This is a genomic window from Pseudomonas sp. TH34 (assembly GCF_016650865.1).
GTDB lineage: Bacteria > Pseudomonadota > Gammaproteobacteria > Pseudomonadales > Pseudomonadaceae > Aquipseudomonas > Aquipseudomonas yamanorum.
This window is the reverse complement of the sequence record NZ_JAEKFB010000033.1, coordinates 84,784-99,803: the sequence shown is the minus strand read 5'-3', so window position 1 is coordinate 99,803 and position 15,020 is coordinate 84,784. Positions and strand designations below refer to the sequence as shown.

The window sequence follows — 15,020 nt, the reverse complement described above, 5'->3', positions numbered from 1 at the left end:
AAAACGTATCTGGCTTCGAATCTAGCGGGCAAATGTTTAACGCGCCAGACAATTCTGTTCGCTCGGTCAGCCAAAGGCGCTTTGCAACGCAAGATCCCACGGCGGTACGGGGCTGAAGCGCGCCTTGAGGTATTCCAGCAATAACCGGCTGCGGGCGTTGGCGTGTTGCTCCAGGCGCAGGGCATAGATGCCGGCGGTTTCAGGCGTCGGCAAGCCGTTCTCGCAGAACAGCGGCACCAGTTCGCCGCGCACCAGGTATTCACTGGCGAGCCAGGTAGGGAGGTGGGCAACGCCAAGTCCGGCCAGCGCCCCGGAGAGCAGGGCTTCGGCGTTGTTGGCGCTCATGCGAATGCGTTGCGGGCGGTAGGTGGTCTTGCGGCCGTCCAGTTCAAATCGCCAGGCGAACATCGGTGCCAGGCCTTCCCAGTCCAGGCCGTCGTGTTCGTTCAACTGGCTGGGATGAGTCGGTGTGCCACGGCTTTTGAGGTAGGCCGGGCTGGCGCAGGCGATGCGCACGATGCTGGCCAGGGGCGTGGCGATCAGCCGGGTGTCGACGATATGCCCGGCCCGCAGCACCAGGTCGACTTTGCCCAAATGCTCGCCCTGCATGTCGACAAAGCTGTCGATCAGATGCAGATGTACGTCGAGGCCCGGGTACACGTTAAGAAAGTCACCAATGGCAGGCGCCAAGTGGCGCCGCCCGAAGGCAGCCGGGGCGTCCACGCGGATCAACCCTTCAGGCGCATGGCTCAGCGACACCGCTTCGGCCCGCGCCAGTTGCAACTCGCTGACAATCCGGCGGGCGCGCTCGGCAAACGCCAGGCCGGCGGGCGTCGGCACCACGGCATGGGTGCTGCGTTGAAACAGCCGGCTGCCCACCGAGCTTTCCAGGCTGTCGATGCGCCGCGCTACTGCCGAGGGCGTGAGCGGGTGTCGGCGCGCGGCCGCAGAAAAGCTTCCGGCTTCCAGCACGTCGAGAAACAGACTGAGTTGATCGGTCAGGGTATTGGGGTTCATCAGCGTCTGCTTATGCGAAGTCGGCACAGCCATTGTGCGTTGCTGTGCGTTTCCGCGCCAGAGCGGACTGCGTAGCATGCAAAGCCTGGGAATAGGCGGGGGCGAAGTGGTGGCAGATTTAGCGTTGTATTTGGCACTGGGTGTCGCGTTGGGCACTGTCGGCGGCTTGTTCGGCATTGGTGGTGGGTTAATTGCGATTCCAGTGTTGGGTGTGTTTTTTGGCCTGGACCAACAGATTGCCCAAGGGACAGCTCTGGTGATGGTGGTGCCGAACGTGATGCTCGCGTTGTGGCGTTATCACCAACGCAACCGGATTGAACTGCGCCACGCATTACCGCTGGGCGTGATGGGGTTTTCCTTCGCCTGGCTGGGCTCGATCTGGGCGGTGGGGATCGATGCAGACGTGATGCGCGTGGGCTTTATCGTCTTTTTGCTGGCATTGGCGTCCTACAACCTGCTGCGAATGTTTACCCACAATGCACCGCCTTCGGCGCAGATGCGCTACTCCTGGCCGTGGCTGGGGGTGCTGGGGGCGGCGTCGGGCTCCATGGGCGGCTTATTCGGTGTGGGCGGCGCGGTGGTGGCCACGCCGGTGCTGACCAGCATCTTCGGCACCAGCCAGGTGGTCGCCCAGGGGCTGTCGCTGGCCCTGGCCTTGCCGAGCACCAGCGTGACCCTGGTGACCTACGCCTGGCACCATGAAGTGGATTGGCTGATCGGCGTGCCCCTGGCCGTCGGCGGCCTGCTCAGCATCAGTTGGGGGTGAAAGTTGCCCACGCCATGCCAGAGCGTATGTTGCGCGGGCTGTTCTGCGGGTTCCTGGCGGTTTGCGCGGTGATGCTGACCTTTAAAGTTTGAAGCCTTCGAGGATGTATTCGGCGAGGCATTCGGTGATCGGTGAAGTGGTGCGTGGGTTGCGCAACAGCCGCAGATTGACCGAAGGCAACGGCGGAAAACCATCCGCCGCGCCCAATATGCGCAGGTCTTCGGTCACCAGGCTTTCCATGTTGATCGTGACTGCCAGGCCTGCTCCCACCACCGCCAGGATCGCGGCACCGTTAGAGCTGTGATACGCCAGTCGATATTCCTGGCCTTGGGCGTCCAGTGCAGCGCGTGCCCATTGTGTGCAAAAGCTGTCGAGGCCGGAAATCGCCAAGGGCAGGGCGCTGTGCTCATCCATGCAGAAGCAAGGTGCCGCTACCCAGACCATGCGTTCATGGCGCAGCAGTTCGCCGATTTCATTCCCCGGTTCGCGGCTGATAACCGTCAAGTCCAGATCCCGGCGCTGCATCAGCACCGGCGACGATTCGCAGTGCATTTCAATCTGGATCAGCGGGTAAGCCTTGGAGAAGCGCTTGAGAATCCCCGGCAAGTAGCGCATCACATAATCGTCCGGGGTGCCGATGCGCACCAGCCCGACCATGTGCGGCTCACGCAGGGTGTTGAACACCTCGCTGTGCAGCTTCAGGATCCTGCGGGCATAGCCCAGCAGCACCTGGCCTTCGGGCGTCAGCCGCACCTGACGGCCATCGCGCTCGAACAACTTGCGCTGCAACACGTCTTCTTCCAGGCGTTTCATCTGCATGCTCACCGCCGACTGCGTGCGGTTGACCTGCTCGCCAGCGCGGGTGAAACCACCCTGATCAGCGATGGCGACGAAGGTGCGCAGCACTTCAGTGTCGATACTCGGGTAGCTGGACAATCGATCAATCTCCGAGATGTATTGCATAAGAAACATTCGTTGGATTGATCATAGCGCCAGGCACAGACTTCAGTCATCCCCACTGGAGGGCGAGATGATGAAAGGTCAAAGAGGTTTTGTGCTGATGGCGAAGCGGCCGTTTTCCGGGCTGCTCCAACTGGGTTCCCGATGGCTGGCCGTGCACCGTGAACGCCAACTGTTGATGAGCATGAGCGATGAGGCGCTCAAGGACATCGGGCTCAACCGTGGCGATGTCGAGCAGGAAAGCCGCCGGCACTTTTGGGAAGATCCGCTGCGAAAATGACGCGGGATGCAGTAGGGTGGTTCGCGAGCACACAAGGAGAGTCACATGCCCGCAGAGTTATCCTTTTCCCTCAAGCAGGCGCGGCGCCTGGCGCTGGCTGCCCAAGGCTTTTCCGGGCGCCAGCCGCCGGCGTCGATCAAGCCCGCACAGGTCAACCGCCTGGTTGAGCGTTTGGGTGTATTGCAGATTGACTCGGTGAATGCGGTGGTGCGCTCGCACTACCTGCCGCTGTTTTCCCGGCTGGGTAACTATTCTCCGTTGATTCTTGAACAGGCCGCCTGGAGTTCGGGGCGGCGGCGTTCGCTGTTCGAGTATTGGGGGCATGAGGCTTCGCTGTTACCCATGGCGCTGTACCCATTGATGCGCTGGCGCATGGAGCGGGCGGCCCGGGGGCAAGGGATTTATCAGCAAATGGCGCGTTTTGGTCGCGAGCAGCAGGCCACCATCGCCCGGGTGCTGGGCATCGTCGAACAACAAGGCGCCCTGGGTGCGGGCAGTTTGTCGACCCGCGAGGAGCGCGCCGGCCCCTGGTGGGACTGGAGCGATGAAAAGCACGCGTTGGAATGGCTGTTTGCCGCCGGCCAGGTGACCGTCGCCGGGCGTCGCGGTTTTGAGCGGCTGTATGACCTGCCGGAGCGCGTGATTCCGGCCGACGTTCTCCGGCAAGCCCCGTTGGACGAGGCCGAAGCGCAGCGCGGCTTACTGCTGCATAGCGCCACGGCATTGGGTGTGGGCACCGAAAAAGACCTGCGGGACTACTTCCGCCTCGACCCGGCCGACAGCCGTGGGCGCCTGGCGGAACTGGTCGAAGACGGGCAATTGATCACGTGTGAGGTCCAGGGCTGGAAACAGCCGGCTTATTGCCTGCCCGAGCCAAAAGTCCCGCGCAAGGTGCCCGCCAGCGCGCTGTTATCGCCTTTTGATTCGCTGATCTGGGAGCGCAGCCGTACCGAGCGTTTGTTCGATTTCCGCTATCGGCTGGAGATCTACACGCCTCAGGACAAGCGGGTGTACGGCTATTACGTGTTGCCGTTCCTGCACAACGAGCGAATCGCCGCGCGCGTGGATCTACGGGCGGAGCGGGCGGCCGGACGCTTGGCGGTGCATGCCGTTCACGAGGAAGAGCCGGGGCTGGACGAGGAGGGGATGCAGGCGCTGGCCCTGAATCTGCGGCAGATGGCCGACTGGCTCGGGCTTGAGCAGATCCAGCTCAATTGCCAGCGGGCCAGTGCGGCACGGTTGCGGGTGGCGCTCTTAGCGCTTGACCTGTTTTAGCGTCTCGGCGATCAGGAACGCCAATTCCAGCGACTGATCGGCATTCATCCGTGGGTCGCAGTGGGTGTGATAGCGGTCCGACAGCCCGTCTTCGGTAATCGGCCGCGCGCCGCCGATGCACTCGGTGACATTCTGGCCGGTCATCTCGATATGAATCCCGCCGGCATACGTGCCTTCGGCTTCATGCACCTGGAAGAACTCCTTCACCTCACTGAGGATCTGCGCGAAGTCCCGGGTCTTGTAGCCGCTGCTGGCCTTGATGGTGTTGCCGTGCATCGGGTCGGAACTCCATAGCACCTGCTTGCCTTCACGTTGCACCGCGCGGATCAGGTTCGGCAGATGGTCGCCGACCTTGTTCGCCCCCATGCGCGCAATCAGGTTCAGGCGGCCTGGGTCGTTATCCGGATTGAGGATGTCGATCAGGCGGATCAGGTCATCGGGATTCATGCTCGGGCCGACCTTGACCCCGATCGGGTTGTTCACCCCGCGCAGGAATTCGACGTGGGCACCGTCCAGTTGGCGGGTGCGGTCACCGATCCACAGCATGTGTGCTGAGCAGTCGTAATAGTCGTTGGTCAGGCTGTCGCGGCGCACGAAGGCTTGTTCGTAGTTGAGCAGCAACGCCTCGTGGGCGGTGAAGAAACTGGTTTCCCGCAGTTGCGGCGAGCTGTCCATGCCACAGGCGCGCATGAACGCCAGGGTTTCATCGATACGGTCGGCCAGTTGACTGTACTTCTCGGCCAGGGCCGAGTTGGCGATGAAGTCCAGATTCCACTTGTGCACCTGGTGCAGGTCGGCAAAGCCGCCCTGAGCAAACGCCCGTAGCAGGTTCAGGGTGGCGGTGGACTGGTGGTAGGACTGCAGCAGGCGGTCCGGGTCTGGCACGCGGCTTTTTTCGTCGAAACCGATGCCGTTGACGATATCGCCACGGTAGGCGGGCAGGGTGATGCCGTCGATGGTTTCATCGTTGGAAGAACGCGGCTTGGCGAACTGGCCAGCCATGCGCCCGACCTTGACCACCGGGCAACCGGCGGCGAAGGTCATCACAATCGCCATCTGCAGCAGCACCTTGAAGGTGTCGCGAATCTTCGCCGCCGAAAACTCGGCAAAACTCTCGGCGCAATCGCCACCTTGCAACAGGAAAGCGCGACCCTGGGTTACCTCGGCAAACTGACGGCGCAATTCACGGGCCTCACCGGCAAACACCAGCGGCGGATAACTCGCCAGGTTCTGCTCGACCTGCGACAAGTGCGCAGCGTCAGGGTACTGGGGTTGTTGCTGGATCGGCAGGGCGCGCCAGCTGTCGGGGCTCCAGGGTTGGCTCATCATGAACTCGAGTGATTTGCGGTCGGGCGGTCATGTTATCAGCAATTAGTACGTGACCTGCTGCCGCCGGTTCGCCGACAATCCCGCCTTTCCCGTTGGCACGCCGTTAGGAGTTGCAATGTCTGAGGAGCGCGTCGAGCGCCTGCTGGCCGAGGTCCATGATGACTTCGGCATGATCCGCGTGCTGGAAGTGGCCGATTACCGCTTTCTCGAGTTTGGCGATGCCATTGAGCAGAGTTGCGTGTTTACCGCTGACCCGAGTTGGCTCGAGTATGACTATACCCGGGCGATGCTGATTGGGGCGTTGTGCCATGAGCAGCCGGAGAGTGCGTTGTTCCTGGGCTTGGGCGCCGGGACATTGACTCAGGCGTGCCTGAAGTTTTTGCCTTTGGAAGATGTTGAGGCCATTGAGTTGCGGCCTGATGTGCCGCGCCTGGCCATTGAGTACTTGGGGTTGGATGATGATCCTCGGCTGTATATCCGGGTTGGGGATGCTTTGGAATTGCTGCCTTCCGCTGAGTCGGCGGACCTGATTTTTGTCGACCTGTATACGGATGTTGGTCCCGGGGTGGGGCACCTGGCCTGGACGTTTCTGGAGAATTGCCAGAAGAAGTTGAATCCTGGTGGGTGGTTGGTGATTAATCAGTGGGCTACCGATGACGGCAAGCCGTTGGGCGCGGCGTTGTTGCGTGGGTTGTATCACCGGCATTATTGGGAGCTGCCGGTGAAGGAGGGGAATGTGATTCTTTTGGTGCCGGCGGACCTGGATCAGGAGCTTGATCTGGCTGCGGTGTCTGCGCGGGCTGAGGGGTTGGCGTCGCGGTTGGGGTATTCGTTGCAGTCGCTGATTAAGGCGATTCGGCCGGCTACGTAGGGTTTTGATTGTGTACATATCCGTTGCTGCGGTAACGGCTGCTTAGGGTTCCGCTCTTACAGCGGGTCACTTTTGGCAAACGCCCCAAAAGTAACCAAAAGGTCTTTGCCCCACCACTCGGTGCCTCGCCTAGGCTCGGCATGCCCGCACTCCGGCCCGATTCCGCGGGCCGCCGCGACGGGCCATCCATGGCCCGGCGCGGCTAAATCGGCATCCCTGCCGATTTACCCGCTCCACCGTGCCTACTTGCGGCCATCGTGGTTAACGGGGCCCGCAGATCAAAATCAAAAGCAAGAGCAAGAGCAAGAGCAAGAGCAAGAGCAAGAGCACAGCGGCCTACCGGCCGGCTTGAGTGTTAAGAGCAAAAGCAAAGACCAGAGCGAAAACAGATCTGCTTTTCTGTGGGAGCTGGCTTGCCTGCGATGCAGACAACTCGGTTTTTCAGATACACCGAGGCGATGCCATCGCAGGCAAGCCAGCTCCCACATTTGACCGTGCCCGCTTTAGCTTTTGATTTTGCTCTTCAACACTCAAGCCGGCCGGTAGGCCGCTGTGCTCTTGCTTTTGATCTTGATCTTAGGCGCCCCGTTAAACCACGCTGGCCGAACGCAGGCTTTGGAGCGTGGGTAACCCGGCAGGACGCCGGGTTAGCCGTCCTGGGCCAGGGATGGCCCATGACGGCGGCCCACGGTCCAAAGCCGGAGTGAGGGCACACCGAGCCTAGGCGAGGTGCCGAGTGGTGGGGCAAGAGCGTTTTGCTTACTTTTGCGCTCTTCAAAAGTGAGCCGCTGTAAGAGCGGAACCAATAGTGGCCGTTACCTAAATAACGGATATGTACCCCGCCCCAAGCCCCCTCTACAATCAACAGCCTTTAAAAACCCCAGGCCGCTTCTCGACCATCGCCCGTACACCTTCCTTGGCATCCTCACTGTTCAGCAGTTTCTCCACCAAAACGGGCAACCCGGCCGCCGCCGCGGTCTCCCCCTCGATTCGTGCCTGGCGCGCCGACATCAGCGTGGCCTGCACCCCCAGCGGTGCCTGCTGTGCAATGCGATTCGCCAGCACCACCGCCCGGGGCAACAAATCCTCGCTGGCCATCACCTCCTGTACCAACCCCAACCGCAGCGCTTCATGAGCATCAAACTCATCCCCGGTGAGCAACCAGCGCATGGCATTCCCCCACCCCGCGATCTGATGAAAACGTAACGTCGCTCCTCCAAAAGGAAAGATCCCACGCTGTACCTCCATCTGCGCAAAGCGGGTATTGCTGGCACACAGGTTGATATCCGCCGCCAGCATCAACTCGATACCAATGGTCAGGCAGTACCCCTGAGCCGCAACAATCACCGGCTTACTGACCCGGGGCCCCGCGAAAACTCCCCACGGATCACAGCCACCCAGAGGCGGTTGCCAGCCTTGTGCCATCGTCGGCCCCACATTCGCCAAGTCCAACCCAGCGGTAAAATGATCGCCATGCCCGAAGACAATGGCCACCCGCGCCTCCTCGTTGCGATCAAATTCGCCATACGCAAGGCTCAGCTCATTGAGCAATTCCAGGTCGAACGCATTGCGCTTGGCCACGCGATCCAGACCCAACAACAGGATATGACCCTGCTGTTCACGGCTGACGCGGCTGCTGCTGGCTTGGTTCATGGGGTGTGCCCTCGGGCGCAAAGGGAGGTTTCGGACCGAAGGGCCCGCTGTGAAAGGTGAAGCGTTTAAGCGTCATGACCAACAGGGCCGGGCCTTTGAAAAATAGACCCGCTCACCGCAATGCGCAAAGCCTTTGATGCAGAGCCGTTCACCTGTGTTTTCCGATAAAAAAAGCTCCCTTTTTCAGCGATTTCCGGTATAGTGCGCGCCGGCCTTTAACCGGGCCGCGTTTAGGTAGCGCAATTCCCCGAAGTCAGCTTCGGCTGCACGTCCGCATAGCGGACTCTTCCTTGACGAATCTTTTTCATTCATTCGTTTTCGCAAATCCCCGCCGACAAAGCAGCCAGGGCGACTCTTGAGTCTCAACACGGCATGCGCAGCTTTGGAGCATGGGTCTTTGCGGATGCACTTAGAGGCAGACCCATGACCCAGGAAACCGGCGGCTTCGCCGCTTTTAATCTTAACCCGAATATTCTTGCTGCCGTCATCGCGACTGGCTACGAAGAACCTTCGGCTATTCAGCAGCAATCGATCCCGATCATCATGGCCGGCCAAGACATGATTGGCCAAGCGCAAACCGGTACCGGTAAAACCGCCGCGTTCGCCCTGCCAATCCTGCACTGCATCGATCCTGCCAAGCGCGAGCCGCAAGCCCTGATCCTGGCGCCAACCCGTGAGTTGGCGCTGCAAGTAGCAACCGCTTTCGAAACCTACGCCAAGCAAATGCCGGGCGTTACCGTTGTGGCCGTTTACGGCGGCGCGCCTATGGGCCCACAACTGAAAGCAATCCGTAACGGCGCACAGATCGTTGTCGCCACTCCGGGCCGTCTGTGCGACCACCTGCGTCGCGACGAAAAAGTGCTGTCGACCGTGAACCACCTGGTTCTGGACGAAGCTGACGAAATGCTCAAGCTGGGCTTCATGGACGACTTGGAAGTCATCTTCAAGGCGCTGCCAGCAACCCGTCAGACCGTACTGTTCTCGGCTACCCTGCCACAGTCGATCCGTGCCATTGCCGAACGCCACCTGCGCGATCCGCAACACGTGAAGATCCAGACCAAGACTCAGACCGTTACCGCGATCGAACAGGCTCACCTGTTGGTTCACGCTGACCAGAAGACCTCGGCTGTATTGAGCCTGCTGGAAGTCGAAGACTTCGACGCCCTGATCATGTTCGTGCGCACCAAGCAAGCGACCCTGGACCTGGCCAGCGCCCTGGAAGCCAAAGGCTACAAAGCCGCTGCGCTGAACGGTGACATTGCCCAGAACCAACGTGAGCGTGTGATCGACTCCCTCAAGGATGGCCGTCTGGACATCGTTGTGGCGACCGACGTTGCCGCTCGTGGCCTCGACGTTCCACGTATCACTCACGTGTTCAACGTTGACATGCCTTACGATCCAGAGTCCTACGTTCACCGTATCGGCCGTACCGGCCGTGCCGGTCGCGAAGGTCGTGCATTGTTGCTGGTGACTCCACGTGAGCGCCGCATGCTGCAAGTGATCGAGCGTGTAACCGGTCAGAAAGTTGCCGAAGTCCGCCTGCCGGATGCCCAGGCTGTTCTCGATGCCCGCATCAAGAAACTGACCAACAGCCTGTCGCCGCTGGTGGCTGACGCTGAATCGACCCACGGCGACCTGCTGGACCGCCTGACTGCCGATATCGGTTGCACCCCGCGTGCCCTGGCTGCAGCCCTGCTGCGCAAGGCTACCAACGGTCAGGCCCTGACCCTGGCTGCGATCGAGAAAGAACGTCCACTGGTGCCGAACAACGCTCCGCGCGGTGATCGTCCAGAACGTACTGGCGACCGTCCAGACCGTGGTGATCGTGAGCGTCGTGCTCCGGTTCCATTGGCTGAAGGCCGTGCTCGCTGCCGTACCGCGCTGGGTGCGCGTGATGGTATTGCTGCCAAGAACCTGCTGGGCGCTATCCTCAACGAGGGTGGCCTGGCACGTGAAGCGATCGGTCGCATCCAGGTGCGTGACAGCTTCTCCCTGGTGGAGCTGCCGGAAGATGGGCTGGAGAAACTCCTGACCAAGCTGAAGGACACTCGCGTTGCCGGTAAGCAGTTGAAGCTGCGTCGCTACCGCGAAGATTGATCCGCCCTTGGGCTGATTGATCGAACATAAAAAATCCCCGACTGGTTCGGGGATTTTTTTTGCCTGCGATTAAGCGAAACGATAGATATCCATGCCCAGCGCGCCCATGGTGAAGCCTTGGTGGGCTGCGCTGAATTCACCGCCGGCGCCCCGGGCGAAATACAGCGGCAGCAGATGCTCATCGCTGGGGTGGCTGCGCACGGCATGGGGGGCCTGGCGACGATAGTCGTGCAGGGCGGCTTCATCGTTGGCCGCCAGCTTGCTGACCATCCAATCGCGAAAATCCCGGGCCCAGGGCTCGATGCTTTCGGGTCCGGCATGCCAGTCCAGTTCGCCGAGGTTGTGGGTAATGCTGCCGGAGCCGATCAGCAGCACGCCTTGTTCCCGCAGGCTCGCCAGTGCATGGCCGACACGGGTTTGCAGGGCAGGGCCCATACGGCTTGGCAGCGATACCTGCACCACTGGAATATCGGCCGCCGGGTACATCAACGACAGCGGGACCCAGGTGCCGTGGTCGAAGGGGCGCTGGTCATCAATCCGCGCCTCCAGGCCGTCAGCCTTGAGCAATTGGACAATCTCGGCGGCCAATGCCGGGTCACCGGGCGCCGGGTACTGTACGGCGAACAGTTCTCGCGGGAAGCCGCCGAAGTCGTGCCAGGTCTCGGGCGCGGCGCTGCCAGTCACGAGCAACCCCTTGCTTTCCCAGTGTGCCGAGACCACCACAATGGCCTTGGGGCGTGGCAACTCGGCTGCCAGGCGCTTGAGTGCCGGGCCGCTGGCACCGGGTTCCAGGGCAAGCATCGGTGAACCGTGGGAGATAAACAGGCTGGGGAGCATGATCGGGTCCTGAGGGTTAAGATGGGACCATCTTCAATCAGATCATTGATCTAAATCTAATATAAGTTTTAGCGCTATTTGATCAAGTTTTAGGGTGAATCATGGAGCCTGGATTTTGGCATGAGCGTTGGGCGCGCAATCAGACGGGCTTCCATCTGCCCGAGGTGAATCCTTACCTGCTGCGCCATTGGCCCGGCCTGGGCGTGGCGAACGGGGCGCAGGTGCTGGTGCCGTTGTGCGGCAAGAGCCTGGACCTGGTGTGGCTGGCGAGCGTCGGGCATCGGGTGATGGGGGTTGAACTGTCGGAAAAGGCCGTTGAAGGGTTTTTCAGCGAGCAGGAACTGACGCCACAAATCAGTCAGCGGGGTGTCTTCAAGGTCTTTCAGGCGGGCTCCATCGAACTCTGGTGTGGGGATTTCTTCGCGCTGGATGCTGGCGCAGTGGCTGATTGCCGGGCGCTTTACGACAGAGCGGCGTTGATTGCCCTGCCGCCGTTGATGCGGGAGCAGTATGCCGCGCACTTGAACGGGCTCCTGGCGGGAGGCAGCCGTGGCCTGTTGATCACCCTCGACTATGAACAGGCGCAGAAGGCAGGCCCGCCGTTTGCGGTCAGTGATGAGGAGGCGAGGCTGCTGCTTGGTGCGCAATGGGGCCTGGATGTACTCGAGGAGCAGGACATCCTGGGTGACAGCTGGAAGTTTGTTCAGGACGGCGTCACGCGCCTCGAAGAACGGGTGTATCGGTTGGCCAAGGGCTGAATCGCACCCACAAAAAAAGGGGCGATCAAATCGCCCCTTCTTCTTGTCGCTGTCAGCTGCGACGACGCAGTGCGTCAATCCGCTCTTCCAGCGGTGGGTGGCTCATGAACAGGCGAGCCATGCCTTGCTTGATGCCACCGTTGATGCCAAAGGCCGTCAGGGTGTTCGGCATATGTACCGGCAAGCCCTGTTCGGAGCGCAGGTGCTGCAGGGCGCTGATCATGGCGCCGGTACCGGCCAGGCGAGCTCCGGCTTCGTCTGCGCGGAATTCCCGTTTACGCGAGAACCACATCACGATCGAGCTGGCGAGGAAGCCCAGCACCAGTTCGGCGAAGATGGTCGCCACGTAGTAGGCCATGCCCTGGCCTTGTTCGTTCTTGAAGATCACCTTGTCGACGAAGTTGCCGATGATCCGCGCAAAGAACATCACGAAGGTGTTCACCACGCCCTGGACCAGCGCCAGGGTGACCATGTCACCGTTGGCTACGTGGCCGATCTCGTGGGCGAGCACCGCCTTGATTTCATCCGGCGAGAACCGCTCCAGCAAACCCTGGCTGACGGCCACAAGGGCGTCGTTCTTGTTCCAGCCGGTGGCAAAGGCGTTGGCTTCATAGGCCGGGAAGATCCCGACTTCAGGCATCTTGATCCCGGCTTCGCGGGACAATTGCTCGACGGTTTGCAGCAGCCATTGCTCATGACGGGTACGTGGCTGGGTGATGATCTGGGTGCTGGTGCTCATCTTCGCCATCCACTTGGAGATGAACAGCGAGAAAATCGAACCGGCAAAACCAAAGACCGCACAGAAGATCAGCAGCTGATTGAGGTTCAGATCAACCCCGTTGGCCGCCATGATCCCATTGAAGCCGAAAAGGCTCAGCGTGATGCTGGCAATCAGCACGACCGCCAGGTTAGTGGCCAAGAACAGCAGAATGCGCATCATGGTTGTAGAATTCTCCTCATGCTAAATATGTCGCGTACTGCGGGGTATATAAGGTGCAGCATGGGGCTATTCAACCGAGGGACTATTTCAAACTGTGTCCTACAGCCTGAATGTAGAGCCTTGAAGGGAATTTCCGAGGTTTGAGGCGGCTCGGCTGTCTCGCTCCATTACCTTGCGGCCCTGTAATTATAGGGTGATGCCCGAACAAGGGTGGGCCCGTTGAGTGTAAAAGGCGAAGGGCCCCGCGCAGGGCAGAGAAGTGTTGCCAGATAATCGCTGTACGACCTCAGTTGGGCCGTACAGCGCAATGTCCATTACTGGCGATAAGACTTCAGGAAGTTGCCGATGCGACCGATGGCCATCTCCAAGTCATCCACCCGCGGCAAGGTGACCACCCGGAAGTGATCCGGCCACGGCCAGTTGAACGCTGTGCCCTGGACCACCAGCAGCTTTTCCGACAGCAGCAGGTCGAGCACGAACTTCTCGTCATTGAGGATCGGGCACACTTTCGGGTCGATCCGCGGGAAGGCATACAACGCGCCCATGGGCTTGACGCAGCTGACGCCCGGAATTGCGTTCAGCAGTTCCCAGGTGCGGTTGCGCTGCTCCAGCAGGCGGCCTTGTGGCAGCACTAGGTCGTTGATGCTCTGGTAGCCGCCCAACGCGGTTTGGATGGCGTGCTGGCTCGGCACGTTGGCACACAGGCGCATGTTGGCCAGCATGTCGATGCCCTCAATGTAGCTCTGGGCATTGTGCTTGGGACCGGAAATCGCGATCCAGCCGGAACGGAAACCCGCCACCCGGTAGGACTTCGACAGGCCGTTGAAGGTCAGGCACAGCAGGTCCGGCGCCAGGGAGGCGGTGCAGATGTGCACGGCGTCGTCGTACAGAATCTTGTCATAGATCTCGTCGGAGAACACCACCAGGTTGTGCTGGCGCGCCAGTTCGAGCATGCCCAGCAGCACTTCCTTGGAGTAGACGGCGCCGGTGGGGTTGTTCGGGTTGATGATCACCAGGGCCTTGGTGTTCGGCGTGATCTTGGCCTTGATGTCGGCCAGGTCCGGGAACCAGTCCGCGCCCTCGTCACACAGGTAATGCACCGGATGGCCACCGGCCAGGGTGACGGCGGCGGTCCACAGCGGGTAGTCGGGGGCGGGCACCAGCACTTCGTCGCCGTTGTTGAGCAGGGCCTGCATGGACATGACGATCAGCTCGGACACGCCATTGCCCAAGTAGATGTCTTCGATGCCGACACCTTCAACCTGCTTCTGCTGGTAGTACTGCATGACGGCCTTGCGCGCGCTGAACAGGCCTTTGGAGTCGCTGTAGCCCTGGGCGGTCGGCAGGTTGCGGATCACGTCCTGGAGGATTTCGTCCGGCGCTTCGAAACCAAAGGGTGCCGGGTTGCCAATGTTCAGCTTGAGGATGCGATGGCCTTCCTCTTCCAGGCGTTTGGCGTGCTTGAGCACTGGGCCGCGAATGTCGTAGCAGACGTTGGCGAGCTTGTTCGATTTGCTGACCTGCATGGCGATGTGATCCTGAAAATGAACGATCCAGACGGTGTGAGGACTACCGTGCTGAGAATCCTGCGTTGGCCTGACCCATAAATACGTTTGAATGCCGGTAACGCGGGTGCCAGACTGGCGCTTTGAAGAGGCGCAATCATACGTGCCGCCTGATCCATGGAAAAGACACAGATCAGGCTTTTTCAGTTGCCGAGGTGTACCGATGGAAAAGTTGCAGAAAACCGTTGATGAATGGAAAGCCATGCTCGACCCGGAGCAGTACAACGTGTGCCGCCTCAAAGGCACCGAGCGACCGTTCAGCGGCAAGTACAACGGCACCAAGACCGACGGCGTTTACCACTGCATCTGCTGCAATGAGCCGCTGTTCGATTCCAGGGCCAAGTTTGACTCCGGCTGCGGCTGGCCCAGCTTCTACGAGCCGATTGCCGAGCAGGCAATGGTCGAGATTCGCGACATCAGCCACGGCATGATCCGTACTGAAGTCACCTGCGCCAAGTGCGATGCGCACCTGGGCCACGTGTTCCCGGACGGTCCGCCGCCGACCGGGTTGCGTTACTGCATCAATTCGGTGTGCCTGGATCTGGTGCCGCGCTAAACCGTCAAGCTCCTGCGGGCCTTCGCGTCCGCAGGGACCTTTATATCAAGGTATAAGTCTGAGCAATTAAATTGCACACAATTGAATTGCCTACTATCGTTCAGTTCTTCTCATTT

At 60.6% G+C, this 15,020-nt stretch carries 13 protein-coding genes and 1 pseudogene; 7 read left to right on the top strand and 7 right to left on the bottom strand.

Annotation, left to right across the window (positions count from 1 at the left end; translation table 11 throughout):
* Positions 1-66: 66 nt before the first annotated feature.
* Positions 67-1,017, bottom strand: coding sequence for a LysR family transcriptional regulator (locus tag JFU58_RS25945; RefSeq protein ID WP_093210140.1), 951 nt, complete (start codon positions 1,015-1,017; stop codon positions 67-69).
* Between the two features lie 109 nt (positions 1,018-1,126).
* Between JFU58_RS25945 and JFU58_RS25940 the strand changes: the two are divergent.
* A pseudogene (locus JFU58_RS25940) lies at positions 1,127-1,875 on the top strand (sulfite exporter TauE/SafE family protein).
* Here JFU58_RS25940 and JFU58_RS25935 read toward each other — a convergent pair.
* Entirely contained in the window at positions 1,865-2,746 is an 882-nt protein-coding gene (locus JFU58_RS25935) for a LysR family transcriptional regulator (RefSeq protein ID WP_032882278.1), read from the bottom strand. The pseudogene JFU58_RS25940 and the gene JFU58_RS25935 overlap by 11 nt on opposite strands.
* A gap of 70 nt (positions 2,747-2,816) precedes the next feature.
* Here JFU58_RS25935 and JFU58_RS25930 point away from each other — a divergent pair, with 70 nt between their 5' ends.
* Together JFU58_RS25930 and JFU58_RS25925 are read left to right on the top strand one after the other, a co-directional pair.
* The gene (locus tag JFU58_RS25930; RefSeq protein WP_172834525.1) at positions 2,817-3,023 is read left to right on the top strand and encodes a DUF1127 domain-containing protein; all 207 of its coding nucleotides are present in this window, start codon (positions 2,817-2,819) and stop codon (positions 3,021-3,023) included.
* 45 nt (positions 3,024-3,068) lie between these two features.
* Positions 3,069-4,298 (top strand): winged helix-turn-helix domain-containing protein, encoded by a 1,230-nt coding sequence (locus JFU58_RS25925; RefSeq protein ID WP_201142702.1) that lies wholly within the window; start codon positions 3,069-3,071, stop codon positions 4,296-4,298.
* Here JFU58_RS25925 and JFU58_RS25920 read toward each other — a convergent pair.
* Positions 4,278-5,624 carry a class II 3-deoxy-7-phosphoheptulonate synthase gene (locus tag JFU58_RS25920; RefSeq protein ID WP_003218681.1) on the bottom strand — a complete coding sequence of 449 codons (1,347 nt, stop codon included), beginning with the start codon at positions 5,622-5,624 and terminating at the stop codon, positions 4,278-4,280. The two genes, JFU58_RS25925 and JFU58_RS25920, sit on opposite strands and share 21 nt — an antisense overlap.
* A 118-nt stretch (positions 5,625-5,742) precedes the next feature.
* On the opposite strand from JFU58_RS25920, the gene JFU58_RS25915 reads away from it, so the two are divergent.
* Entirely contained in the window at positions 5,743-6,498 is a 756-nt protein-coding gene (locus JFU58_RS25915) for a spermidine synthase (protein ID WP_063032076.1), read from the top strand.
* An 861-nt stretch (positions 6,499-7,359) separates the two neighbouring features.
* Here JFU58_RS25915 and JFU58_RS25910 read toward each other — a convergent pair.
* On the bottom strand, positions 7,360-8,151 hold the full coding sequence (locus JFU58_RS25910) for a crotonase/enoyl-CoA hydratase family protein (RefSeq protein WP_017479951.1): 792 nt from the start codon (positions 8,149-8,151) through the stop codon (positions 7,360-7,362).
* Positions 8,152-8,574: 423 nt separating this feature from the next.
* Here JFU58_RS25910 and JFU58_RS25905 point away from each other — a divergent pair, with 423 nt between their 5' ends.
* Positions 8,575-10,248, top strand: a complete 1,674-nt coding sequence (locus tag JFU58_RS25905) for a DEAD/DEAH box helicase (protein ID WP_003209050.1) — start codon at positions 8,575-8,577, stop codon at positions 10,246-10,248.
* A gap of 69 nt (positions 10,249-10,317) precedes the next feature.
* Here JFU58_RS25905 and JFU58_RS25900 read toward each other — a convergent pair whose 3' ends face one another.
* On the bottom strand, positions 10,318-11,085 hold the full coding sequence (locus tag JFU58_RS25900; protein ID WP_201142701.1) for a DODA-type extradiol aromatic ring-opening family dioxygenase: 768 nt from the start codon (positions 11,083-11,085) through the stop codon (positions 10,318-10,320).
* 101 nt (positions 11,086-11,186) lie between these two features.
* On the opposite strand from JFU58_RS25900, the gene JFU58_RS25895 reads away from it, so the two are divergent.
* A complete protein-coding gene (locus JFU58_RS25895; protein WP_201142700.1) occupies positions 11,187-11,843 on the top strand; it encodes a thiopurine S-methyltransferase in 657 nt (218 codons plus the stop codon).
* A 52-nt stretch (positions 11,844-11,895) separates the two neighbouring features.
* On the opposite strand, the gene htpX is transcribed toward JFU58_RS25895, so the two are convergent.
* Both htpX and JFU58_RS25885 read right to left on the bottom strand, forming a co-directional pair.
* On the bottom strand, positions 11,896-12,783 hold the full coding sequence (gene htpX, locus JFU58_RS25890) for a protease HtpX (protein ID WP_201142699.1): 888 nt from the start codon (positions 12,781-12,783) through the stop codon (positions 11,896-11,898).
* Between the two features lie 314 nt (positions 12,784-13,097).
* The gene (locus JFU58_RS25885) at positions 13,098-14,309 is read right to left on the bottom strand and encodes a pyridoxal phosphate-dependent aminotransferase (protein WP_063032067.1); all 1,212 of its coding nucleotides are present in this window, start codon (positions 14,307-14,309) and stop codon (positions 13,098-13,100) included.
* A gap of 202 nt (positions 14,310-14,511) precedes the next feature.
* On the opposite strand from JFU58_RS25885, the gene msrB reads away from it, so the two are divergent.
* Positions 14,512-14,904, top strand: coding sequence for a peptide-methionine (R)-S-oxide reductase MsrB (gene msrB, locus JFU58_RS25880; RefSeq protein ID WP_010176145.1), 393 nt, complete (start codon positions 14,512-14,514; stop codon positions 14,902-14,904).
* Positions 14,905-15,020 lie beyond the last annotated feature (116 nt).

Bases quoted from the DNA above. Each gene is read 5' to 3' on its own strand.
- JFU58_RS25945 (WP_093210140.1), bottom strand. From the start codon at position 1,017: ATGAACCCCAATACCCTGACCGATCAACTCAGTCTGTTTCTCGACGTG.
- JFU58_RS25935 (WP_032882278.1), bottom strand. From the start codon at position 2,746: ATGCAATACATCTCGGAGATTGATCGATTGTCCAGCTACCCGAGTATC.
- JFU58_RS25930 (WP_172834525.1), top strand. From the start codon at position 2,817: ATGAAAGGTCAAAGAGGTTTTGTGCTGATGGCGAAGCGGCCGTTTTCC.
- JFU58_RS25925 (WP_201142702.1), top strand. From the start codon at position 3,069: ATGCCCGCAGAGTTATCCTTTTCCCTCAAGCAGGCGCGGCGCCTGGCG.
- JFU58_RS25920 (WP_003218681.1), bottom strand. From the start codon at position 5,624: ATGAGCCAACCCTGGAGCCCCGACAGCTGGCGCGCCCTGCCGATCCAG.
- JFU58_RS25915 (WP_063032076.1), top strand. From the start codon at position 5,743: ATGTCTGAGGAGCGCGTCGAGCGCCTGCTGGCCGAGGTCCATGATGAC.
- JFU58_RS25910 (WP_017479951.1), bottom strand. From the start codon at position 8,151: ATGAACCAAGCCAGCAGCAGCCGCGTCAGCCGTGAACAGCAGGGTCAT.
- JFU58_RS25905 (WP_003209050.1), top strand. From the start codon at position 8,575: ATGACCCAGGAAACCGGCGGCTTCGCCGCTTTTAATCTTAACCCGAAT.
- JFU58_RS25900 (WP_201142701.1), bottom strand. From the start codon at position 11,085: ATGCTCCCCAGCCTGTTTATCTCCCACGGTTCACCGATGCTTGCCCTG.
- JFU58_RS25895 (WP_201142700.1), top strand. From the start codon at position 11,187: ATGGAGCCTGGATTTTGGCATGAGCGTTGGGCGCGCAATCAGACGGGC.
- htpX (WP_201142699.1), bottom strand. From the start codon at position 12,783: ATGATGCGCATTCTGCTGTTCTTGGCCACTAACCTGGCGGTCGTGCTG.
- JFU58_RS25885 (WP_063032067.1), bottom strand. From the start codon at position 14,309: ATGCAGGTCAGCAAATCGAACAAGCTCGCCAACGTCTGCTACGACATT.
- msrB (WP_010176145.1), top strand. From the start codon at position 14,512: ATGGAAAAGTTGCAGAAAACCGTTGATGAATGGAAAGCCATGCTCGAC.